The sequence below is a fragment of the Gemmobacter fulvus genome, assembly GCF_018798885.1.
GTDB lineage: Bacteria > Pseudomonadota > Alphaproteobacteria > Rhodobacterales > Rhodobacteraceae > Gemmobacter > Gemmobacter fulvus.
In genome coordinates this window covers 302,307-322,527 of sequence record NZ_CP076362.1, presented here as the reverse complement: position 1 = coordinate 322,527, position 20,221 = coordinate 302,307, and the positions used below count along the sequence as shown (strand labels likewise).

Below are 20,221 nucleotides of genomic sequence, written 5' to 3'. Positions count from 1 at the left end.
ATGAGACCAGTGCGCCGCAGACATCTTCCCTCTCTGGGTGCCCTGGCCACGTTCGAGGTTGCCGCCAAACACCTGTCGTTTACCCTTGCGGCGAAAGAGCTGAACATCACCCAAGGGGCTGTCAGCCAGCAGATCCGTCTGCTGGAAAAGGCGCTGGAGGTTGATCTTTTCATCCGCAAGCACAACGCGCTGGAGCTGACAGCCGCAGGCCGTAACCTGTTCGGCGCGGTGGCGGCGGGGCTGGACGCCATCAGTGCCGGTTTGGGCATGTTGCAACCGGAAACCCAGCCGGAAACCGTGACCATATCGGCCACCAACGGGATGGCCGCCTATTGGCTGAAGCCGTTGATCAACCGCTTTCGCGCAGATCATCCGACCGTCGGTTTTGTCATCCTCGCCTCGGATGAAGATGACACGATGCGCAATTATTCGGGCGTGGACCTGTCGCTTCTGTGTGGCAACGAACGCAGCGAAGTCGGCGAGGAGTTGCACTACCTGTTCCCCGAAGTCGCGCAACCCGTCTGCGCCCCCGCCTATCTGGCAAGCCACGGCCCTTTCGAGGAGGCCGCCAGCCTGAACCACGCCAATCTTCTGCATTTGCACGAACGGCACTGGAGCGCGGATGCGATAGGCTGGCAACCGCTGGGCTGGGAAGAATGGTTCCGCGCGCAGGGCACGCGTTGGGAACGCGGCCCGTCCAGCCTTTCGAGCAACAAGGTGGCCCTGCTGATCGAAGCCGCCTTGGCAGGCGAAGGCGTGATGCTGGGATGGCAGCACATGGTGAACGCCCATCTGGCGGATGGTCGATTGGTTCTGGCCCACCCGGCCCAGATTACCGCAGGCCGGGGCAACTTCGTGCGCTGCCAGACCGCCGCCTTGCAGCGCCCTGCGGTCGCGCGCTTTGTCGAGCATCTGTTGCAGTCGCTGAAACGCTGAAGCAGCTCTCTCTGTATTTTCAGGGCTGTTCCTCACCGGCGGTGGAAGCGGGCAGGGGCATCGGATGCCGCGCGTCACCATGGCGACGGACGACCCGCCGCGCTGAATGTCGTGACGCACGGACCGCTTCCCCGAGGCTCAACCCGCGCTGGCCTCATCCAGCAAATGCCGTGCCCACCGTCCCGCTGCCCATGCGGCGGGGATGCCGAGCGGCCCTGCCGCCAGCAGCGCCGTTACCGGCGACAGCGCGCTGAAGCCGACGGCCTGCATCAGCAGGCCCAGCATGAAGAGATTGATGGCCACCGCCGCCGCCGCAAACACATACAGCACCACCGCGAGTTTCCAGACGCTCCAGCCCGGCGCCGATCTCTGACATATCTGCGGTTTCATCATGACCTCTGCTGAACATTTCCGGCTCTGGCCCGTTCTGGCATGCACAAAATCCCATATCCTTGACTTTTGTTAAGGAGAGACTCGTCTCAGAGGCGCAAGCCGGAGCCATCGCCAACAGCTCCGGGAGACCCTCGCCATGCGCGAAGTCCTGACGAAGAGCATGGCCCGGAATATCTTCTATGGCGGGTCACTGTTCTTCATCCTCATATTCATCGGCCTGTTCATCCATGGCCATTGGTACATCGTCAATGTTTCGACCGATCACGCCGGGATCACGGAATCCGTCGCACGCGGCAAGCATATCTGGGAAAAGAAAGCCTGCGTGAATTGCCATTCGATCCTGGGAGAAGGCGCGTATTTCGCCCCCGAGGTTGGTAATGTCATGACCCGCTGGGGCGTCGCGGATGATCCCGAAGCCGCGTTCGAGACGCTGAAAGGCTGGATGGAGGCACAGCCGTCGGGGATCGAGGGCCGCCGCCAGATGCCGCAGTTCCATCTGACCGACGAAGATATCCGAAACCTGTCCGATTTTCTGATCTGGACCGGAAAGATCAACACCCAGGGCTGGCCGCCCAATGATGCCGGCTGAGCGGGGAAGAAAACCATGAAATACAAATCCCAAAATATCGCGCTGGCCTATATCCTGGTCGCGCTGGCCCTTTTCGCCGTTCAGGTGTCGATGGGCGTCGTGCTGGGCTATATCTATGTCCAGCCGAATTTTATGGCCGAGGTGCTGCCCTTTTCGGTGGCACGGATGCTGCATACCAACTCGCTGATCGTCTGGCTGCTGACCGGGTTCTTCGGCGCGGCTTATTTCCTGATCCCCGAGGAGGCCGAACGCGAGATCCATTCGATCAAGGCCGCCTATATCCAGCTGGCCATTCTGGTGCTTGGCACGGCGGGGGTGGTGTTCACCTATCTCTTCAACCTGTTCGAGGGGCATTTCCTGCTGGGCCGCGAGGGGCGCGAGTTTCTTGAACAGCCCCGCTGGGTCAAGGTCGGCATCGTTGTGGCCGCGCTCATCTTTCTGTGGAACGTCACCATGACGGTCGCCAAAGGCCGCAAGACGGTCATTTCCTCGATCCTGCTGATCGGGCTCTGGGGGCTGGCGCTGCTGTTCCTTTTCTCCTTCTACAACCCCGACAATCTGGCGCTCGACAAGCAATACTGGTGGAACGTGGTTCACCTGTGGGTCGAAGGCGTGTGGGAGCTGATCATGGCCTCGATCCTCGGCTTTCTGATGCTGAAGCTGACGGGGGTGGATCGGGAAGTGGTCGAAAAATGGCTCTATGTCATTGTCGCCACCGCACTTTTCTCGGGTATTCTGGGCACCGGGCACCATTATTTCTGGATCGGCATGCCTGCCTACTGGCAATGGATCGGTTCGATCTTTTCCTCGTTCGAGGTGGTGCCGTTCTTCGCGATGATGGCCTTCGCCTTCGTGATGGTCTGGAAAGGCCGCCGCGATCACCCGAACAAGGCGGCGCTTTTGTGGAGCCTTGGCTGCGCGGTTCTGGCGTTTTTCGGGGCTGGCGTCTGGGGGTTCCTGCACACGCTGCACGGGGTGAACTTCTACACCCATGGCACGCAGGTGACGGCGGCGCACGGGCATCTCGCCTTCTACGGGGCCTATGTCTGCGTCAATATCGCGCTCTTCACCTATGCGCTGCCGATCCTGCGCCAGCGGGATCCCTATAATCAGGTGCTGAACATGGCGGCCTTCTGGCTGATGTCGGCTGGCATGGTGTTCATGACCTTCGTGCTGACCTTTGCGGGCACGATCCAGACCCATCTGCAACGTGTCATGGGCCAGTATTACATGGAGGTGCAGGACCAGATCGCGCTGTTCTTCTGGATGCGGCTGGGCGCGGGCGTGGCGGTGGTGATCGGCACCTACATCCTGATCTATGCCCTGCTGGTGCCGCGCCGCGAAATGATCGCGCCCGGCCCGGTTGTGAAACATGCAGCGGAGTAACATCATGGATGGAAATCTGAACCTGGGGGGGGCTCCGGCCCCTTTCTACCTCGCGCAGGGCGATGAATGCGAAGTCTTCGCCGCCGCGGATGCAAACCGCCTGCCGTTGCTGCTCAAGGGCCCGACCGGCTGCGGCAAGACACGGTTCGTGGCCCACATGGCCGCACAACTGGCACGACCGCTGTATACTGTGGCCTGCCATGATGACCTTTCCGCCGCCGATCTGATCGGGCGCTATCTGCTGAAAGGCGGCGAGACGGTCTGGGTCGATGGCCCGCTGACCCGCGCGGTGCGCGAGGGCGCGATCTGCTATCTGGATGAGGTGGTCGAGGCGCGCAAGGACGTGGCCGTGGTGCTGCACCCCCTGACCGACGACCGCCGCATCCTGCCGATTGACCGCACCGGCGAGGAGTTGCAGGCCGCGCCCGGCTTCATGCTGGTGGCAAGCTACAACCCCGGCTATCAGAACATCCTGAAAACCCTGAAACCCTCCACCCGGCAGCGCTTTCTGTCGGTGGAGTTCACCTTTCCGAAGCCTGCGCATGAAATTCCGGTGGTGATGCGCGAAAGCGGGTTGGACCCCGATCGCGTCGCGCTGCTGGTGCGGCTTGCGGGCAAGCTGCGCGGCCTGAAAGGGCAGGATCTGGAGGAGGGTGTTTCCACCCGCCTTGTGGTCTATGCCGCCACGTTGATCGCGGGGGGGATGGATATGAACCGCGCCATCCGCGCCGCGATGATCGAACCGCTGACCGATGATGCCGACACCCGCCGGGGGTTGATGGATCTGGTCGTGGCTGTGGTGGGCTGACGCCATGGCCCATCTCGACATCACGCCCTGGGAACCCGAGGAAACCGTGGGCCGCATCTGGCATCGGCTGGCGTCAAGGATGGACCCCGCGCCACGGTTTCCCGATGCCGCCGTGCGGTTTGACGACATGCGCGGCCGGATTGCCGTGCTGTTCCGGGGGCTTGGCGGCGACCATGATGTCGAGCTGAAGCCCGTGGCCGATCAGACCTCGCGCCACCGCATTTCCTGGCGGCGCTGGCTGGCCTTTGATGCCGAACAGCTGGCCCGCGCCAGTTTCGATGGCGCGGCACTGCGCCTGCCGATGGAACTGGCAGTCTTTCCCGACCGCAGCGACAACGAGGCGCTTTATCTCTGGCTGGCGGCGGCTTCGGCCCATGCGCCGCCGCTGCATGTGGCATCTGATCCGCTGCATGCCGATCTCGCCGCCATCCGGGCGGGGGTGCAGATGACCCGCGCCACGCTTGACGCCGCGCCGGGTCTGCGCAGCCTTTGGGCGCGGCTTTGCGCGGCGCATCTGTCGCTGCGCCAGCGTCCCACGCTGCGCGGCACCGAGGCGCAGATCGAGGCGCTGATGCGCCATCTTCTGGGTGATCCGGCGGTGCCCGCGCCCGATCTTTTGCTGCATTACGACAACCCGCCCCCCGAATGGCAGGCACCGAAAGGTTATCGCCCCGTCCTGCCGGTGCCCCTCTGGCCCGATCTGCGCGGCCTTGCGCGGGGCACCCCGACCGAGATCGCCACCCTGCCCACCGATGGCACGCCCGAAGAGGCCGGGGACGGCACCGCCCGCAAGGCACGCCGGATGAAGGCGGATCAGGTCGCGCGCAAGGACAGCCTTATTCTTTATAAATTCGAGGCCATGCTGACCTGGGCCGAGATGATGAACATCAATCGCCGGGTCGAGGATGATGATCTCGACACTGCAAAGAAGGCCGCCGAAGACCATGAGGAGGTGGTGCTTGGCCAGCTTTTAAAAGCCCCGGCGACCAAGCTGAAGCTGCATCTTGATCTTGCCCCCGAGGATGTCGACCACGAGCGCATTGCCGGTGCCTTTACCTATCCCGAATGGGATGTGCGGCGCGGGGTGTATTTGCCCGATCATTGCCGCGTCCTGGCGGCCCCGGTCACGCCCGCGGCGGAGTATGCGGGCATCACCGATGACGCCGCCCGCCGCCGCATCCGCGCGGTCAAACGGCAGTTCGAAGCTTTGCGCCCGGCGCGGCTGATCCGCCACGCGCAGCCGGATGGCGAAGAGCTGGATCTGGACGCGGCGCTGCGGTCCGTCACCGATCTGCGCGCGACGGGGCGCGGGTCGGACCGCATCTGGAGACAGGCCCGGCCCGAAAAGCGCGATCTGGCGGTGTCGATCCTGATGGACGTCTCGCGCTCGACCGAAAGCGCCGTCACCGGCCGCGCGGTGATCGAGATTGCCCGTGAGGCGCTGACGGCCCTGGCCTGGGGGCTGGAGGTCTGCGGCGACCGGGTTTCGGTGCAGGGGTTCTCCTCGCTCAGACGCGATCGGGTCTGGATCCATACCTGCAAATCCTTCGACGAGAAGATGGGGCCACAGATCGAGGCCCGCATCCACGCGCTGCGCCCCGGCTTCTATACCCGGCTCGGGGCGGCGATCCGCCATGCCTCGGCGGGGCTGAGCGCCGAGGCCCGGTCGCGGCGGCTGATGATCGTGATCACGGATGGCAAGCCCAATGATCTTGACCACTATGAAGGTCGCCACGGCATCGAGGACAGCGCCATGGCCGTGCGTGAGGCGCGGCGGGCCGGCCATGCGGTGTTCGGCATCACCATCGACCGCGATGCGCAAAGCTGGTTCCCTCGCATCTTCGGGCAGGGCGGCTTTCAGGTGATCCGCGAGCCGGACCGGCTGGTGACGGCCTTGCCGGAAATCTACCGTCAACTGGTGCTGTGATGCGGGTGGATGATCTGCCCGGCGAGTTGATCCTGTGGATCCTGATCGTCTCGGAACTGGCGGTGTTCATGACCGGGATCTCGGTGATGGTCGTGCTTGGCCTGATGGATCCGCAGGGCTTTGCGGCGGCACACGCGCAGCTTGATGGCCGGATGGCGGCGCTGAATACGGTGGTATTGGTCACATCGGGCCTGTTCGCCGCCCGGGCCGAGCGTGATGCGGCACGCCGCAACCTGCGCGGCGCGCGGATCGGGCTGCGCCTTGCGGCGCTTGGCGGGGTGATCTTTCTGGTGGTCAAGGGCGTCGAATATGCCCGCGATATCCGGGCCGGAATCGGGATCGACAGCCACCCGTTCTTCACCTTCTATTACCTGCTGAGCGGTTTTCACGCGGCGCATGTGATTGCCGGTGTCGCGGTCCTGCTGCTTGTCAGCCTGCGCACCCGGGCCGAGTGGGTGCAGGCGGGTGCGATGTTCTGGCACATGGTCGATCTTGTCTGGGTGCTGCTCCTGCCTGTCGTCTGGCTGATCTGGTGAAGCTCATGGACACGTTGACGAAAACATGGATCTGTCTGATCGGGCTGACACTGGCAACCACGGCCCTTGCCGGTTTTGATGGCAGGCTTGCGGCGTTGGCAGTGTTGGCGCTGGCGTGGCTCAAGGCCCGGCTGATCCTCGGGCGTTTCCTGCATCTGGAGGCCATACCCGGCTGGCTTTCGGCCTTTACCGTGCCGCTGGCGCTCTGGCTTGCCCTGATCGGGGGGCTTCATGCGCTGGCGTTGTGACACCCCCTCAGATCGCGCGGCAGAGCGCCCCGGAGCCATCATCATGCGCCAGACTGTGCAATTGCGTGACCGAGGCAATCGCGGCGCTGGTCTGGTTCACCTTGACCCCGAAATCGCGCAACCGGACGAAGGCCCGGCTCAGGCTTTCGGGCTTCATCCCCAGCCGCCCCGCGATCAGCGCCTTGTCATAGGGCAGGATCACGGTCGCGCTTTCCACGCCATCGGGGCAGAGCTCCAGCAGGAATTCCGCCACCCGTTGTGCGCCGGACCGCGCCTTCAGCTGTTCGATCTGTTCCACAAGGCCCTGAAGATGCAGGAATGTGGCCGACAGAACCGAAATCGCGGTTTCCGGGTGGGCATGCAGCAGATCCAGAAAGGCCTGGGCCGGAACGGCAAGGAGTTCAGCCGCGGTGGTCGCCTCGGCGGAAACCGGATAGGCGGCGCGGCGCAGTGCGATCGGTTCACCAAAACTCTGGCCGCGTGTCATCACGCCCACGACTGCCTCGGTGCCATTGGGGGCGATGCGATACAGCTTCACCCAGCCTTCGGTCACGATATGGATCGAATGGGCGGTATCGCCATGATGGAACAGCACTTGCCCGCGCCGCAGCCGTCTGACATGGGCCGCGTCAAGCAGCCGGTCTGCGATGTCTTGCGGCAGGCTTGTGAACAGCCGCGACTGGCAGGCGATCCGGCGGTGCAGCGGGGTCAGGGTCTGGCGCGTCATGGCGGGCCTTTCGGGCAGGAGGATCCGGGATGGAATGGCTGAATTTCGGGGCGGCACTGACGGCATTCTTTGCCAGCCATGCGGTGCCTGCGCTGCCTTGGGTCAAGACGCGGGCGCAGGCGCGGCTGGGGCGGGCGGGGTATGGCGCGGTTTTCGGGTCAATTTCGCTGATCGTGCTTGTCTGGGTGATCGTGGCGGCAGGCCAGGCGCCCTATGTCGAGATCTGGCCGCACTATCCCTGGATGCGATGGGTCGCCAATATCGTGATGCCGGTGGCCCTTCTGCTTCTGGTGCTGGCCATCGCTGCGCCCAATCCGCTGAGCTTTGGTGGCCGCAGCACCGGGTTTGACCCGGAACAGCCCGGCCTTGCGGGGGCCATGCGCCATCCGCTGTTGTGGGCGCTGTTCCTGTGGTCGGCGGCGCATCTTCTGGTGAACGGGGATCTGGCGCATGGCATTCTCTTTGCGGCGTTTGCGATATTCTGCCTGATCGGCATGTCGATGCTGGATCGGCGTCGTCGGCGTGATCTTGGCCAAGCCGAATGGCATCGCCTTGCCGCCCGCACCTCGAACCTGCCCCGGCCCTGGCGGATCCTTCCGGCACTGTCCTGGGCGCGTCTGTGCCTTTGGGCAGCACTATGGGCGGCAATTCTTGCCGCCCATCCGCATCTGATCGGGGTTTCACCGCTGCCCTGAGGCGGAGCCGATTACGCGCGCCTGAAGCCGGTCATTTCACCTGGGCGATTTCCGCATCCATCCGCTCGCGGGCCTTTTTCGACATCTTCGCGGTCTTTGCGGCGTCAAGATTGGCGGGGGCATCACCCACCTGGATCAGGCCGACCATGCCCATGGCAAAGTGCGGCGTGCATTTCACACCGTAAAGCCCGGCCTCTGTCACGGTCAGCGTGTATTCCTCATTGATCTTGCTTTTGAACACCTCGACGCCCTCGGGCAGGATGTCCTTGATCGCCTCGACATTATGGCTTTTGTCGGTGGGAATGAAATGGATCGTATCGCCGGGTTCGGCTTTCACGAAGGCGGGTTCGAACACCATGGCCCCGGCGGCGCCTTTGTTCAGCATATGCACTTCGTGCTCGGCGGCGAGGCTCGCCCCTGCCAGCGCAAGAACGAAAGTGGGAGCGGCGAGAAGGGTGGCAAGTTTCATGTCAGATCTCCGGTCAATCGGATCGGGGTTCCGATCCGTTGCCCGAAGATCTAGGGGGGAAACGCGGGCCCCACTTTGCGCAATCGCAAACAGCGCGACAAAGACAGGCCGGGAAAACATCTTTTCAGGCAGGGCGATGCCCGCTTTCGGCCCTGCGCGCGTTCACGCCTCGGGATCGGCGATCCGGGCCAGCCCTTCCGCGTCGGTGATGGTCAGCTTTTGTCGCCCGCCTTCGACAAGGCCCCGGCTTTCCCAGGCAGAAAGAAGCCGTGAGACGGTGTGCAAGGTGGTGCCGGTCATTTCGGCAATATCCTGACGGGTGATCGGAAAATCAATGCGGGTGCCCGCCGCCTCGATCCGGCCGGCCTTGTCTGCCAGACGCAGCACCGCATGGGCCACGCGGCGTTCCACCTCCTGGGTCGACATTTCGCGCAGGCGGGTATGGGCTTCATCAAGGCGCTGGCCAATGGTCTGCATCGCATTGATCGCAAGGCGGGGGTTGTTCTCGACCACCGCGTCCCAATCCGCCATCGGCCAGGAGATGACCAGAGATTCCACGGCGGCCTTGGCCGTGCCGGGGTAATCGGGCCGCGCCAAGGCCCGGGCAAAGCCGAACAGATCGCCCGGATGCACCACCCGCACCATGACCTGCTGACCATCGGGGGTGACCTGACTGACCTTCAGCCGCCCATGCAGCAAAAGGTAAAAGGCCACCGCATCGCCGCCCTGTTCAAACACCGTATCGTTCTGCGGGATGCGCTGCGGCGTGGCGCGCACCATCAGACGCGTCAGCGCCGCCGGGTCCATCTGGCGGAACAGCGGAAGATTGCGGACAATAGAAATGTCGATCGCCACTGAGGTCGCCTTTACCATAGGGTTCCCCCTAGGTGCCGCAAAAGCGGGCGAAAGCAAAGCATCCCTTTTCGCATGGTCCTCGGCATAGCCGGTTTCAGCCGGTTTCACGGACGAGGCGGAAGCCCAGATTGGCGGGCGGCACCCCGACCGAGCAGCCGCCCGATTTCGGATCGCGCACAAAATCCGTGATTGCGGCGCGGTGCAGCCCTTCGGCGATATAGATGCCGCAGCTGTCGCTTTCGCGCAGGATCCTGCCCTGATCGTCAATCTCGCCCCGGCGCAGGCAGGTCGCGGTCCATTCCCAGACCGCGCCGCCGATGTCATGCACGCCCAGCGAGTTGACGTTCAGGCTGCCCACCGGGCGGATTTCACGGTCGAGATCGCGGCTGCGTGCCGATTCAACCGCATATTCGGCCAGCCAGAGCGTGGCGGGGTTGTTCGGATCGCTCTCGACCCCAAGCGCGTCGTTCCGAAACAGCTCGGCTGCGGCCTGCGCCCATTCGACATCCGTCGGCAGACGCCAGGTTTCGCCCGTCTCACTGGAAAGCCAGCCAGCATAGGTTTGTGCATCATACCAGTTCACGCCCGTCACAGGCAGATCAGGCGGCGCGGTCGCCGCGACAAGGGGCGCGCAGACAGCCGCCGCGACACAGGCCTGCCATTGGCGGGTGCTGACCGGGGTTGCCATGATCTCGATGGCGGCGGGTATGGACACCATGGCCAGTGGCGCATCGACCGGCTGGCCGTTGCGCTGCCAGTCGCCGTCCAGACGGTGCCGGAACGGGGCAGGCTCCAGCCGCACCATGGCCGGGGTCTCGGGCAGGGGTGCCCGGTCGGGCCCGGCAAGATGCAAGGCCGCGAGCAGGGCGCATGTCGTGCCGGTCAGAAACAAGGTGGCGAGATGCATGGTGGGTTCCCTTGCAGAATGGCCCGCCGCAGGTCTGTCTCTGCGGCGGGCCGGATCTCTTCCGCCAGAGCGGGGCGTTCAAAGGGTGCTGATCAGATCGGGCTTGGCGCCAGAACCTGCGTCATCAGATCGTCGTTCCACGCGCCCTCCACCACCACATGCGCTGCGGCGCCGAGTTCAAAGGCCTCGATCAGATTGTGGTTCACATAGGCATAGATGCCCGGCTGCTCGAAGGTGTAGACCATCAGACCGGCTGTGCCTCCGGGGATGAACCATGTCTCCAGCCCCCGCTCGGGCGGGTTGTTGAACTTGCCGGTGGCCCAGACATAATCGCCATGGCCGCCGATCAGGTGGGGCCGGGTGTCGCGGTTCGCCTGACCATGGATGAAGGCCACCGTCTCGCCGACTTTCGCCGTCATCGCGTTGTCGCCCGTCAGGGCACCCACGGCACCGTTGAACACCACATGCGTCGGCGTCAGCGTCCGCATGACGGCCAGCGTATCCTCATAGCTTTCGCCGGGGCTGTCATAGGTCTTCCAGGCCCCAGCCGCGTCGCGCGGCACATAGAAATCCTGCTCGCCGATGTAATATACCTTGTCATAGGTCACGGCCTCGCCATCGCGCCCTTTCAGCCCGTCGCGCGGCAGCACCATGATCACGCCATTCATCCCCGACACCACATGCCAGGCCACCATGCCCGGAGGGGCGCAGTGATAGACGAAAACGCCGGGTTTGGTCGCCTTCCAGCGCAGGATCGTCTTTTCGCCCGGGTTCACCTGGGTCAGCCCGCCGCCGCCAAGCGCGCCGGTGGAGCTGTGGAAGTCGATATTGTGCATCAGCTCGTTGGTGTCGGGGTTGATCAGCGTGAGTTCGACATAATCGCCTTCATGCACCACCATCAGCGGGCCCGGCACCGTGCCATTGAAGGTCGAGGCCCAATAGGTCGCGCCATCGGCATCAAGGGTGATCTTCTTCTCGACGATGGTCATCTCGAATTCGACGATCTTGGGGCCGCCGGTGGCCACCTGTTCATGGGCATGAACAAAGGGTGGGTCGACCAGTTGCACCTTGACGCGCGGCAGGCTGGCGATGTCGGTCGCACTTGCCGGGGTCAGCACCTTCTGGGTCTCTGCCGCAGCCTGGCGGATCTGCGTCATGGCTCCGGCGATGGCGGCACCGGCAAGAAGGGTGCGGCGGCTGACGGGGAGGGAGGGCATGGCAGGTTCCTTTCACGCATGTCTCTGATTTTTGGGCCGGATCTTGTCCGGTTGCGGCAATACTGTGCCATTCGGCACGGGCCTTCGTTGACCCGGATCAAGCTGGGTCAGGCGAAAGGCCCCCTTGCTTGCGGCAGCGCAAAGAGCAGAGAGATTTCCGCTCTATCGCTGGGGTGAACCCAGACGATCTGACCAAGGAGCCGCCGTCATGACCGAATCAAAACGCCCCCGTATCCCGCGCGGCCTGAAAGCGGATGGTGCGGCGCTCTGGTCCTACGGCTTCCGGCCGTTCTTCCTCGGTGGCGCGATATGGGCGGTCCTGACCATGATCCTGTGGATCGCAACGCTTGCGCTTGGCCTGCCGCTGGGCGGTGATTTTGGCGCGCCGCTGTGGCATGCGCATGAGATGATCTTCGGCTTTGCCCCCGCCGTGCTGGCGGGGTTCCTGCTGACTGCCATCCCGAACTGGACCGGCAGCCTGCCGGTCTCGGGTGCGCCACTGATCTGGCTGGTCTCTCTCTGGTTTGCTGGCCGGGTCGCCATGGCGGCGGCGGCGCTGACGGGGGTGCCCATCGCCTCGATGCTTGATGCCGCGTTCCTGCCGGTCTTTCTTGCGCTTTGCCTGCGCGAGATCATCCGGGGCGGCAAATGGGGTGACGTGAAAGTGCTGGCCGGGGTCTTTGCCATCAGCCTTGGTAGTCTCGGCTTCCACCTTGCGGTGGCGCTTGGCGGCACGCCGCAGATCTGGCTGCGCGGCGCGGTGGCGGGATATGTGGTGCTGGTGATGATCATCGGCGGGCGCATCCTTCCCAGCTTTACCCGCAACTGGTTGAACCAGCACGGTCAGGGGCCGATGCCTGTGGCCTATAACCGGTTTGACATGGGGGTGATCCTCTTCTCGGCCCTGGCGCTGGCAGCATGGGTTGCCCTGCCCGGAGAACGGCTGATCGCGCCGATGGCGCTGGTCGCGGCGGGGCTGAATGCGGCGCGGCTGGCGCGCTGGCGTGGGTGGGCGGTGCGGGCAGAATGGCTGCTCTTGGTGCTGCATCTGGCCTATGCTTTTGTTCCGCTGGGGTTTTTGGCCATCGCACTCGCGGCGGAGGGGCGCATCCTTCAGGTCTCGGCGCTGCATGTGCTGACGGTTGGCGTGATTGCCACCATGATGCTGGCAGTGATGACACGCGCCACGCGCGGCCATACCGGGCGGCCGCTGACGGCCTCGGGCTGGACAGTGCTGTCCTATCTGTGCCTGTTTGCGGCGGCGCTCGCGCGACCTCTGGCCGATCTGGCAGGCTGGCCCTGGCTGATGACCGCTTCGGGCGCGCTCTGGAGTCTTGCCTTCACGCTGTTCATTGCGGAATACGGCGGGATGCTGCTGCGGATGCGGCGCAAGCCGCGCGCAGACAGCGCCTGACCGGATGCTGCCGCCACCAGCAAAGGGCCACCGGCGCTGCCCTTTCGGCGGTCACATCGGCAGCGGTTCCATGCGGTCGGGGGTCCAGAGCGGCTCCCACGTCAGGGTGACTTCGGCTGCCGCGATGCCGGGCACCGCAAGCAATGCCGCCTCGACCCCCAGCCGCAGCATCTCGGTCAACGGGCAGCCGCGTGTGGTGGTGGTCATGCGGACATGGGCGGTGCCTGTCTCAAACCGCGTCTCATAGATCAGGCCCATGGCGATCAGGTCGCGCCCGGTTTCGGGGTCGAGCACACCACGCAATGCCTGGTGAATATCCGGAACGGGTTCAGTCATCCTGTGCCCCAGCCCGGACCAGCAGCCGGTAAGCCTCTCCCGAGCGTGCGAAATTTCCCGCCCATTCATGGCCGCGTTGTGCCAGTTCGGGGAACAGGAACATCGGCTCGCGGTCAAGAAGTGCGAACAGCACATCGCCCGGCGCAAGCAATGTGACCTCTTCAAGGATCCGCACCATGGGCTCGGGCGGGGCCAGACCGATCAGGTCAAGCTCGCGCACCGGATCGGGCCAGAAGGCCGCGCCGGGGGCAGAGCCATGGGCCATTCCGGTTTCCGTTTCGGCACCGGGCGTGGGAGTGAAAACCACCTCCCAGACCCCATCATCGCGCTGTCGGTCGCGGCAGGCAAACCCGCGATTGGCCATCACGTTGAACAGCGGCGCGGGCCGGAACGGGGCCAGCAGGCGCAAGGCCTGACCGGGCGTCAGCGCATCTGCCGCAGCCATGATGGCACCAAAAGGTTCTTCGCCCCGCCGGATGATCGGGCGAACGTCAAGCTCAAGAGGGGTGGGCTGTGTCATGATCGGAACTCTACGGGCTGGAGGGGCTGCGTGAGGGGCAGGATAAGATGGGGCAGGGTGGCGGGGCGTTCCTGCGCGGCAAGGTGCGACAGATGCCGGATTGCGATCAGTTCGCGAACAAGCCCGAGCGCGGCAAGGGTCAGCAGGGCAACCGCAAGCCGGAAGCCCGCAGAACTTGCCAGCAGCAGCGCAACACATCCCGTAACCGCACCGGCAGACCAGAGCGCGAGGCAGAAAGCCACCGCCTGTGCATTGCTCAGCTTCTGCACCAGCGGCACCGGCCGGCGTCCGATCCGCGGGGCGAAAATCTGGATCCATGTCAGGAAGCTTACGATCTTGACCATCTGTGCAAGGGTCAGTGTCGACAGCCAGCCCACCAGTGCCAGAAAGATTGCCGCCTCGGCCCAGACCCCGCCGATGAACCAGCCCGGCAGTGCCAGAAGCACGGCAAGGCCGAGAAAGGCCAGGGCCACGCGGCTCCAGAGCATGTTCCCTTCGGGCGCAGCACGGCGGCGGCTCTGCCAGATCCGGGTGATTTCGGACAGATACAGAAGCGCGATGACAGGGATCAGCCCGAGGGTGACACCCATCGCCCAAGCCGTCGACCGCTCGGTCAGCAGCAAAAGCAGCGCCGTGAGCAGGATTGTCACCCCAAGCATCGCCGTCAGGAATATCGCATCGCGCAGCCGGCTGATCTTTTCAGGGGCCAGCAGGAACATCGCGAAAAGCTTGTAGCTGACCCCGAAGGCGGCAAGGCTCAGCCAGCCACCAACGCCCAGCAGAATATGAAGCGGCCTTGTCACCGCCAGATCGAGCACCATAGCGGTGCCCGACAGGGTCAGCACCATGAGCGTGCCGCTCAGCCAAAGCCCGGCGAGTGCGAAGAGCGCGAGGAGCACCAGTCTGACCTCGGCCAGCCGCAGAGTGGCGTGGGTCAGCAGCGTGGCAGCCACCATCAGCGCGACGAGCGTGAAGCCAAGGCCGGTTGCGAATGGCGCGATGAGGAAAAGCGGGCGCAGCGCGTCATGCCCGTCAAGGAACAGAAACCCCAAAGCCAGATCCACCGTGCCCGCAGAGGCCGCGATCAGGGCCGGCAGCGCCAGCATGGGCAGTGCCAGCGGGCGGGCGGCCAACACCGGCACGAACTGGATCAACGCGCCCAGCATGACATGGCACAGCCATCCCAGCGTAAAAAGATGCACCACCGCCAGCCCGGCCCCGCGCGACCAGTCCTGTGGCCCTGCGGCCCCCAGCAAGGCAAGGCCACAGGCCGCCAGCAGGAACAGCAGCGCCGATCCGAACCATGCCAATGTCCAGCGTGAAAGATGTTTGCCCGGCATCGCGCCCCCCGGAAGTGATCCTGCGAGCATACAGGACGGGTGCGCGTGTTCCTTGCTCTTGATCAAACAGGCCGGATGTATCTGCCACGCGCCCCCCATGCGGGCTTTCCCGTGGTGGGCGGGCCATGGTCCGGCTGTGACGTTCGGTGAAGGGGCGCTCAGGTGAAACGTGAGGCATGGTGCAACACCCCCGATTTTTTCAGCCGCTGGTCACCGACATCGGCGCGCGGATGCGGTTTGGCATGAGCCCGATGAGCCATAGGGCTGGTCATGCCATCGCCGGTTGCGGGCGCGAAATGCTGCTGACCAGAAGCTCCACCGCCCGCGTGGGTCTTTCTCTGGAATAGACAATCTGGAACGTGTCCTCGAAGGTGAACCGTCCGGGATCCAGCGCCCGCAAGGCGCCGCTGTGCAACGCCGGGGCGGCATAGTGATCGGGCAAAAAGCCGATATAGGCCCCGGACAACAGCAGCAGCAGCGTGCTTTCCATATGGGCTGTCACCGCGCTCCAGCGGAAATCCACACCGCAGATGGGCGCGCGCGGCATATAGGATCGCCCTGCAAAGGCTTGCATGGCCAGCAGTTCCGGCGTGATGTCGCAATCCGCCACCGCGCCCAGCGGATGGTTGCGGCCACAATAGAGGTTCTGCCGTTCCAGAAAGACATCGACCGCGCGCATCTGCGGAAAATGCGTCTGCGCGGGCATCAGCACGATCTGATAGCGACCGCTCAGGATACCCTGCGACAGCGCCTGTGGCGCGGCGACATCAATGTCGAGATGCACCTTGGGGGCGAGGCGCGCAAAGGCACCGATCGCGGCCTGAAGATCGAGCGTCCGGTTTGACACCATGGCATCGACCGTGCCGAAGGTCAGCCGGCCCGTCAGCTCGCCCTGCGCATCGCCCACCGCGCCCTGAAACCGTTCGATGGAGCCAAACAGGTCAAGCGCGGCCGAATGGATCTTTTTCCCCTCTTCCGTCATGAAGAAGCCGCTGCGGCCCCGCTCGCACAGCCGCACGGCAAGCCGTTCCTCAAGGTGCCGCATATGGGCCGAGATTGTCGCCTGATTCATGCCAAGGCTGGATTGCGCTGCCGAAAAGCCGTTGCAGCGCACGATTTCGACAAAGACCCGCAGCAGCCGCAGATCCACATCCCCGAGGGAGGTGCGGCGCGGGCGGATGGTTTGGCTGGTCTCTGGCATACATTGATGAAACCATAAGTAAACATCAAAACATAGATATTTTTTAATCCATGGGTCGCGGGCCTACTTTGCCGTGTTTTCAAGCAAAGGACGGGCCATGGCCGAGAATTCTTATGATAGTGGGCGCCTGAACCTGCCGTTTGTCGGCATCTGCACCTTCGGCAAAAGCCCGTATCAGCCGGACTGGGACCGCATTGATGCCGATGTGGCGATTCTCGGGGCGCCGTTCGATTTCGGCACGCAATGGCGCTCGGGCGCGCGGTTTGGGCCGCGCGGCATCCGCGAGGCCTCCACGCTGTTTTCCTTCGGCCATGGCGGGGCCTATGACCATGAAGATGACGTGACCTATCTGCCGGCAGACAAGGTGCGTATGGTTGACCTAGGCGATGCCGATATCGTGCATACCGACACCGAAACCAGCCATGCCAATATCGAACATGGCGTGCGCAAGATCCTGGCTGCCGGGGCGCTGCCGGTTGTGCTGGGCGGCGATCACTCGATCAATATTCCCTGCGTCAATGCCTTTGCCGAAGACTGCGCCCGCAATGGTCCGATCCATATCGTGCAATTCGACGCGCATCTGGATTTTGTCGATGTCCGTCACGGCGTGCGCCATGGTCACGGCAACCCGATGCGGCGCGCAGCGGAAAAGCCCTATGTCAGCGGCCTGACGCAGCTTGGCATCCGCAATGTCTCGTCCACCGCGAAAGACGGCTATGCCGCGGCGCGCGACATGGGCTCGGACATCCTTTCGGTGCGCCAGATCCGCGCGCTTGGGGTCGAGGCGGTGCTGGCCCGGATTCCGGCGGCGGCCCGGTATTACGTCACCATCGACATCGACGGCTTCGACCCGTCGATTGCGCCCGGCACCGGCACGCCGTCGCATGGCGGGTTCATCTATTACGAGGTGCTGGAACTGCTGGCGGGTCTGGCCAGGCGCGGCACCATCGTCGGCATTGATCTGGTCGAGGTCGCGCCGGATTACGATCACACCGGCACCACCACGATCCTTGCCGCGCAGGTGCTGATGAACCTGATCGGTCGTGTCATGCACGCGCGGGAGGGCTGAGCCATGGCCCGCGCCAGTTTCGATTTTACCGGAGAAACCGTGCTTGTCACCGGCGCAAGCCGGGGCATCGGCCATGCAGTCGCCCGGGGCTTTGCCGCTGCCGGGGCTGCGGTCACCATCCTGTCCAGCGGCAGCGGCATCCATCAGGCCGCCGCCCGCATCACGGCGGAATCCGGGCGCGCCTGTGCCGCGCTGGAATGCGACATCACCGACAGCGCCGCCGTCAAGGCCGCTTTGGCCGGAATGGGCCGGATCGACGTGCTGGTGAACAATGCCGGGCTGGAACGGATCACCCCGCTGCTCGATGCCGATGATGCGGTCGAGGATACCTTTCGCCGCATCACCGACATCAACACCAATGGCACCTTCTACGTCACCCGCCATGCGGTGCCGAAAATGGCGCAAGGGGGCCGCATCATCCTGACCGCCTCGATCTGGAGCCGGGTGGCGGTGGCCGAATTCGCCGCCTATATCGCCTCGAAACACGCCAATCTGGGCTTTACCCGGGTGATGGCGAAAGAGCTTGGCCCGAAAGGCATCCGGGTGAATGCGGTTTGTCCCGGCTGGGTGCGCACCGAGGCGGCAATGCTGTCGCTGCGGAAAATGTCGCTCAGCACCGGGCGCAGCGAAGCCGATCTTCTGGCCGAAATCACCGGCGCGCAGGTTCTGCCGGGCCTGCTGGAGCCCGAGGACATGGTGCCGCTCTATCTGTTTCTCGCCTCGGATGCCGCGCGCGACATCACCGGGCAGGCGATGATGCTGGACCGGGGCGAGGTGATGGCATGACCCGGGTTCTGATCACCGGCGCCGGTCGCGGCATCGGGGCGGCCTGTGCGCTGGCCTATGCGGGCAGCGGCGCAAGGCTCGCGCTGGCCGATCTCTGCGCGCCCGAGGCCACGGCGCAACAGGCGCGCGCCGCCGGGGCCGCAGACGTGCTGTCATGCGGTTGCGATGTTGCCGACAGCAGCGCCGTTACCGGCATGGTTCAACAGGTGGAGGCGGCGTTTGGCGGGCTCGATATCCTGATCCACTGCGCCGGTATCATCCACGAAGCGCCACTGCTGGAGACCCCGGTGGCAGATTTCGACCGGGTGATTGCCGTCAACCTGCGTGGCAGCTTTCTGGTCGGGCAGGCCGCAATCGGGCTGATGCACAAGGCGGGATCGGGCCGCGTCATCCTGATCGCCTCGGACATGGCCTATTACGGGCGCGAAACCTTCTCGCCCTATGTCGCCTCGAAACACGGGGTGCTGGGCCTGACGCGCTCCTGGGCCAAGGAATTCGCCCCCACGATCCTCGTCAACGCCATCTGCCCCGGCCCGATCGACACCGAGATGCTGGGGGCCGCGCATATGAGCCCCGAATGGCGCGAAAAGGAACTTGCCATCCCGCTCGCCCGGTTTGGCCAACCCGCAGAAGTGGCCCATCTGGCGCTGTTTCTTGGCGGGCCGGGCGGCGCCTACATCACCGGCCAGGGCCTTGGCACCAATGGCGGGAGCATCATGCCATGATCCGCAATCCGATCCCCTGGCCCAATGGCGCGCGCTGCGCCGCCTGTGTCACCTTCGACATGGATGCCGACAGCCTGATCCATATCGGCCATCCGACCGACGGCCACTCGCGTGTCGCCGCGATCTCGATGCTGCAATATGGCCCGAAAGTCGCGATTCCACGCATCGTCGACAGCTTCGCTGCTCTCGGCATCAAGCAGACCTTCTTCATCCCGGCCTGGTGCATCGAGCGATATCCCGCCGCCATCGAGACCATTCTCAAGGGCGGGCATGAGATCGCGCATCACGGCTATCTGCATGAACATCCGCGCGAGCTGGACGATGCGCAGGAGGAATACTGGCTCGACCGCGCCAGCGAGGTGATCCTGCGCGCCACCGGCCAGCGCCCGCGTGGCTGGCGTGCGCCGCTCTACAACTTCTCGCACCGCTCTGCCGATCTGCTGGTGGCGCGCGGCTTTACCTATGACGCCTCGCTGATGGGGGACGATCAACCCTATCTGCTGCACAGCGCCATGGGGCGGCTGGTCGAGCTGCCGTCGCATTGGGGTCTGGATGACTGGCCGCAATATGTGCAGTCGATGGATCTGGATTACATGATGCCGATCCGCGCGCCCGAACAGGGGCTGGCCACCTTCGCGCAGGAGTTCGAGGCGAGTTATGCCTATGGCGGGCTGTGGGTGCCGGTGGTGCATCCTTTCGCCACCGGGCGGCTGGCGCGCTGGCATGTCTGGCATGAGTTTCTGGCCGGGCTGGTGGCGCGGGGCGACGTCTGGTTCGCCCCGATGGAGGACATCGCCGCCCATGTTCTGCACGTCATCGCCAGCGGCGCATGGTCGCCGCGCATCGACCAGCTGCCCTACTTCACCGCGCCGGTCACGGTGCGATGACCCCGGCAGGCCTGCATGGCCTGCCGCCGCTGCAATCAAGGCCGACCGCGGAAAACGTGGCGCAAAGGGAGGATAAAGATGGACCGGACAGATGAGGCCTGGCAACGCGAGATCGAACGCCGCGCCAGCCATTACGATGATCTCGACGCCCGTGCCGCCTGGGAGGGGCGGATGGGCGCTGTCGATTACCTTGCGATCGTCCTGCTGACAGCCCTGCTGGTTGTCGGCTTCTGGGTCTGGGGGCACTGAG

Annotated in this window: 24 protein-coding genes; 14 read left to right on the top strand and 10 right to left on the bottom strand. The window is 64.4% G+C overall.

Features of this window, described 5'->3' with window-relative positions; genetic code table 11:
• On the top strand, nucleotides 1-936 hold the full coding sequence (locus KM031_RS17990; protein WP_215505137.1) for a LysR substrate-binding domain-containing protein: 936 nt from the start codon (nucleotides 1-3) through the stop codon (nucleotides 934-936).
• 138 nt (nucleotides 937-1,074) lie between these two features.
• On the opposite strand, the gene KM031_RS17985 is transcribed toward KM031_RS17990, so the two are convergent.
• A complete protein-coding gene (locus KM031_RS17985) occupies nucleotides 1,075-1,326 on the bottom strand; it encodes a hypothetical protein (protein ID WP_215505138.1) in 252 nt (83 codons plus the stop codon).
• Nucleotides 1,327-1,465: 139 nt separating this feature from the next.
• Here KM031_RS17985 and KM031_RS17980 point away from each other — a divergent pair, with 139 nt between their 5' ends.
• The 6 genes from KM031_RS17980 to KM031_RS17955 are packed head-to-tail and all read left to right on the top strand — an operon-like array spanning nucleotide 1,466 to nucleotide 6,823.
• Complete coding sequence (locus KM031_RS17980) at nucleotides 1,466-1,918, top strand: c-type cytochrome (protein ID WP_215505139.1); 453 nt, start codon at nucleotides 1,466-1,468, stop codon at nucleotides 1,916-1,918.
• Between the two features lie 15 nt (nucleotides 1,919-1,933).
• A complete protein-coding gene (locus tag KM031_RS17975; protein WP_215505140.1) occupies nucleotides 1,934-3,304 on the top strand; it encodes a cbb3-type cytochrome c oxidase subunit I in 1,371 nt (456 codons plus the stop codon).
• 4 nt (nucleotides 3,305-3,308) lie between these two features.
• Nucleotides 3,309-4,112, top strand: a complete 804-nt coding sequence (locus KM031_RS17970; RefSeq protein WP_215505141.1) for a CbbQ/NirQ/NorQ/GpvN family protein — start codon at nucleotides 3,309-3,311, stop codon at nucleotides 4,110-4,112.
• A gap of 4 nt (nucleotides 4,113-4,116) precedes the next feature.
• Complete coding sequence (locus KM031_RS17965) at nucleotides 4,117-6,039, top strand: nitric oxide reductase activation protein NorD (protein ID WP_215505142.1); 1,923 nt, start codon at nucleotides 4,117-4,119, stop codon at nucleotides 6,037-6,039.
• Complete coding sequence (locus tag KM031_RS17960) at nucleotides 6,039-6,575, top strand: cytochrome c oxidase subunit 3 (RefSeq protein ID WP_215505143.1); 537 nt, start codon at nucleotides 6,039-6,041, stop codon at nucleotides 6,573-6,575. Before KM031_RS17965 ends, KM031_RS17960 begins: the two co-directional genes overlap by 1 nt.
• Before the next feature lie 5 nt (nucleotides 6,576-6,580).
• Entirely contained in the window at nucleotides 6,581-6,823 is a 243-nt protein-coding gene (locus KM031_RS17955; protein WP_215505144.1) for a cytochrome C oxidase subunit IV family protein, read from the top strand.
• Nucleotides 6,824-6,830: 7 nt separating this feature from the next.
• Here KM031_RS17955 and KM031_RS17950 read toward each other — a convergent pair whose 3' ends face one another.
• On the bottom strand, nucleotides 6,831-7,550 hold the full coding sequence (locus KM031_RS17950; RefSeq protein WP_215505145.1) for a Crp/Fnr family transcriptional regulator: 720 nt from the start codon (nucleotides 7,548-7,550) through the stop codon (nucleotides 6,831-6,833).
• Between the two features lie 29 nt (nucleotides 7,551-7,579).
• Here KM031_RS17950 and KM031_RS17945 point away from each other — a divergent pair, with 29 nt between their 5' ends.
• Nucleotides 7,580-8,245: an NnrU family protein gene (locus tag KM031_RS17945; protein WP_215505146.1), complete on the top strand. Its 666-nt coding sequence runs from the start codon at nucleotides 7,580-7,582 to the stop codon at nucleotides 8,243-8,245.
• A gap of 31 nt (nucleotides 8,246-8,276) precedes the next feature.
• Here KM031_RS17945 and KM031_RS17940 read toward each other — a convergent pair whose 3' ends face one another.
• The 4 genes from KM031_RS17940 to nirK form a co-directional block, all read right to left on the bottom strand.
• Complete coding sequence (locus KM031_RS17940) at nucleotides 8,277-8,714, bottom strand: pseudoazurin (RefSeq protein ID WP_215505147.1); 438 nt, start codon at nucleotides 8,712-8,714, stop codon at nucleotides 8,277-8,279.
• 162 nt (nucleotides 8,715-8,876) lie between these two features.
• Nucleotides 8,877-9,587, bottom strand: a complete 711-nt coding sequence (locus KM031_RS17935; protein WP_246567060.1) for a Crp/Fnr family transcriptional regulator — start codon at nucleotides 9,585-9,587, stop codon at nucleotides 8,877-8,879.
• Nucleotides 9,588-9,663: 76 nt separating this feature from the next.
• Nucleotides 9,664-10,476 carry an SUMF1/EgtB/PvdO family nonheme iron enzyme gene (locus KM031_RS17930; RefSeq protein ID WP_215505148.1) on the bottom strand — a complete coding sequence of 271 codons (813 nt, stop codon included), beginning with the start codon at nucleotides 10,474-10,476 and terminating at the stop codon, nucleotides 9,664-9,666.
• A gap of 92 nt (nucleotides 10,477-10,568) precedes the next feature.
• Nucleotides 10,569-11,693, bottom strand: coding sequence for a copper-containing nitrite reductase (gene nirK / locus KM031_RS17925; RefSeq protein ID WP_215505149.1), 1,125 nt, complete (start codon nucleotides 11,691-11,693; stop codon nucleotides 10,569-10,571).
• 208 nt (nucleotides 11,694-11,901) lie between these two features.
• Here nirK and KM031_RS17920 point away from each other — a divergent pair, with 208 nt between their 5' ends.
• Nucleotides 11,902-13,107, top strand: coding sequence for an NnrS family protein (locus KM031_RS17920; RefSeq protein ID WP_215505150.1), 1,206 nt, complete (start codon nucleotides 11,902-11,904; stop codon nucleotides 13,105-13,107).
• 51 nt (nucleotides 13,108-13,158) lie between these two features.
• Here KM031_RS17920 and KM031_RS17915 read toward each other — a convergent pair whose 3' ends face one another.
• From KM031_RS17915 to KM031_RS17900, 4 genes are all read right to left on the bottom strand, one after another.
• Nucleotides 13,159-13,443, bottom strand: coding sequence for a metal-sulfur cluster assembly factor (locus tag KM031_RS17915; protein ID WP_215505151.1), 285 nt, complete (start codon nucleotides 13,441-13,443; stop codon nucleotides 13,159-13,161).
• On the bottom strand, nucleotides 13,436-13,963 hold the full coding sequence (locus tag KM031_RS17910) for a DUF2249 domain-containing protein (protein WP_215505152.1): 528 nt from the start codon (nucleotides 13,961-13,963) through the stop codon (nucleotides 13,436-13,438). Before KM031_RS17910 ends, KM031_RS17915 begins: the two co-directional genes overlap by 8 nt.
• Nucleotides 13,960-15,303: a hypothetical protein gene (locus KM031_RS17905; RefSeq protein ID WP_215505153.1), complete on the bottom strand. Its 1,344-nt coding sequence runs from the start codon at nucleotides 15,301-15,303 to the stop codon at nucleotides 13,960-13,962. The genes KM031_RS17910 and KM031_RS17905 overlap by 4 nt, the downstream gene beginning before the upstream one ends.
• Before the next feature lie 268 nt (nucleotides 15,304-15,571).
• Nucleotides 15,572-16,504 carry a LysR family transcriptional regulator gene (locus KM031_RS17900; RefSeq protein ID WP_215505154.1) on the bottom strand — a complete coding sequence of 311 codons (933 nt, stop codon included), beginning with the start codon at nucleotides 16,502-16,504 and terminating at the stop codon, nucleotides 15,572-15,574.
• A 97-nt stretch (nucleotides 16,505-16,601) separates the two neighbouring features.
• Here KM031_RS17900 and speB point away from each other — a divergent pair, with 97 nt between their 5' ends.
• The 5 genes from speB to KM031_RS17875 all read left to right on the top strand — a co-directional run bounded on the left by speB (nucleotide 16,602) and on the right by KM031_RS17875 (nucleotide 20,220).
• Nucleotides 16,602-17,573: an agmatinase gene (gene speB / locus KM031_RS17895; RefSeq protein WP_215505155.1), complete on the top strand. Its 972-nt coding sequence runs from the start codon at nucleotides 16,602-16,604 to the stop codon at nucleotides 17,571-17,573.
• A gap of 3 nt (nucleotides 17,574-17,576) precedes the next feature.
• Nucleotides 17,577-18,359, top strand: coding sequence for an SDR family NAD(P)-dependent oxidoreductase (locus KM031_RS17890; RefSeq protein WP_215505156.1), 783 nt, complete (start codon nucleotides 17,577-17,579; stop codon nucleotides 18,357-18,359).
• The gene (locus tag KM031_RS17885) at nucleotides 18,356-19,084 is read left to right on the top strand and encodes an SDR family NAD(P)-dependent oxidoreductase (protein ID WP_215505157.1); all 729 of its coding nucleotides are present in this window, start codon (nucleotides 18,356-18,358) and stop codon (nucleotides 19,082-19,084) included. The genes KM031_RS17890 and KM031_RS17885 overlap by 4 nt, the downstream gene beginning before the upstream one ends.
• Complete coding sequence (locus KM031_RS17880) at nucleotides 19,081-19,971, top strand: polysaccharide deacetylase family protein (protein ID WP_215505158.1); 891 nt, start codon at nucleotides 19,081-19,083, stop codon at nucleotides 19,969-19,971. Before KM031_RS17885 ends, KM031_RS17880 begins: the two co-directional genes overlap by 4 nt.
• A 78-nt stretch (nucleotides 19,972-20,049) precedes the next feature.
• Nucleotides 20,050-20,220, top strand: a complete 171-nt coding sequence (locus KM031_RS17875) for a hypothetical protein (protein ID WP_215505159.1) — start codon at nucleotides 20,050-20,052, stop codon at nucleotides 20,218-20,220.
• Nucleotide 20,221 lies beyond the last annotated feature (1 nt).

Bases quoted from the DNA above. Each gene is read 5' to 3' on its own strand.
- KM031_RS17990 (WP_215505137.1), top strand. From the start codon at position 1: ATGAGACCAGTGCGCCGCAGACATCTTCCCTCTCTGGGTGCCCTGGCC.
- KM031_RS17985 (WP_215505138.1), bottom strand. From the start codon at position 1,326: ATGAAACCGCAGATATGTCAGAGATCGGCGCCGGGCTGGAGCGTCTGG.
- KM031_RS17980 (WP_215505139.1), top strand. From the start codon at position 1,466: ATGCGCGAAGTCCTGACGAAGAGCATGGCCCGGAATATCTTCTATGGC.
- KM031_RS17975 (WP_215505140.1), top strand. From the start codon at position 1,934: ATGAAATACAAATCCCAAAATATCGCGCTGGCCTATATCCTGGTCGCG.
- KM031_RS17970 (WP_215505141.1), top strand. From the start codon at position 3,309: ATGGATGGAAATCTGAACCTGGGGGGGGCTCCGGCCCCTTTCTACCTC.
- KM031_RS17965 (WP_215505142.1), top strand. From the start codon at position 4,117: ATGGCCCATCTCGACATCACGCCCTGGGAACCCGAGGAAACCGTGGGC.
- KM031_RS17960 (WP_215505143.1), top strand. From the start codon at position 6,039: ATGCGGGTGGATGATCTGCCCGGCGAGTTGATCCTGTGGATCCTGATC.
- KM031_RS17955 (WP_215505144.1), top strand. From the start codon at position 6,581: ATGGACACGTTGACGAAAACATGGATCTGTCTGATCGGGCTGACACTG.
- KM031_RS17950 (WP_215505145.1), bottom strand. From the start codon at position 7,550: ATGACGCGCCAGACCCTGACCCCGCTGCACCGCCGGATCGCCTGCCAG.
- KM031_RS17945 (WP_215505146.1), top strand. From the start codon at position 7,580: ATGGAATGGCTGAATTTCGGGGCGGCACTGACGGCATTCTTTGCCAGC.
- KM031_RS17940 (WP_215505147.1), bottom strand. From the start codon at position 8,714: ATGAAACTTGCCACCCTTCTCGCCGCTCCCACTTTCGTTCTTGCGCTG.
- KM031_RS17935 (WP_246567060.1), bottom strand. From the start codon at position 9,587: ATGGTAAAGGCGACCTCAGTGGCGATCGACATTTCTATTGTCCGCAAT.
- KM031_RS17930 (WP_215505148.1), bottom strand. From the start codon at position 10,476: ATGCATCTCGCCACCTTGTTTCTGACCGGCACGACATGCGCCCTGCTC.
- nirK (WP_215505149.1), bottom strand. From the start codon at position 11,693: ATGCCCTCCCTCCCCGTCAGCCGCCGCACCCTTCTTGCCGGTGCCGCC.
- KM031_RS17920 (WP_215505150.1), top strand. From the start codon at position 11,902: ATGACCGAATCAAAACGCCCCCGTATCCCGCGCGGCCTGAAAGCGGAT.
- KM031_RS17915 (WP_215505151.1), bottom strand. From the start codon at position 13,443: ATGACTGAACCCGTTCCGGATATTCACCAGGCATTGCGTGGTGTGCTC.
- KM031_RS17910 (WP_215505152.1), bottom strand. From the start codon at position 13,963: ATGACACAGCCCACCCCTCTTGAGCTTGACGTTCGCCCGATCATCCGG.
- KM031_RS17905 (WP_215505153.1), bottom strand. From the start codon at position 15,303: ATGCCGGGCAAACATCTTTCACGCTGGACATTGGCATGGTTCGGATCG.
- KM031_RS17900 (WP_215505154.1), bottom strand. From the start codon at position 16,504: ATGCCAGAGACCAGCCAAACCATCCGCCCGCGCCGCACCTCCCTCGGG.
- speB (WP_215505155.1), top strand. From the start codon at position 16,602: ATGGCCGAGAATTCTTATGATAGTGGGCGCCTGAACCTGCCGTTTGTC.
- KM031_RS17890 (WP_215505156.1), top strand. From the start codon at position 17,577: ATGGCCCGCGCCAGTTTCGATTTTACCGGAGAAACCGTGCTTGTCACC.
- KM031_RS17885 (WP_215505157.1), top strand. From the start codon at position 18,356: ATGACCCGGGTTCTGATCACCGGCGCCGGTCGCGGCATCGGGGCGGCC.
- KM031_RS17880 (WP_215505158.1), top strand. From the start codon at position 19,081: ATGATCCGCAATCCGATCCCCTGGCCCAATGGCGCGCGCTGCGCCGCC.
- KM031_RS17875 (WP_215505159.1), top strand. From the start codon at position 20,050: ATGGACCGGACAGATGAGGCCTGGCAACGCGAGATCGAACGCCGCGCC.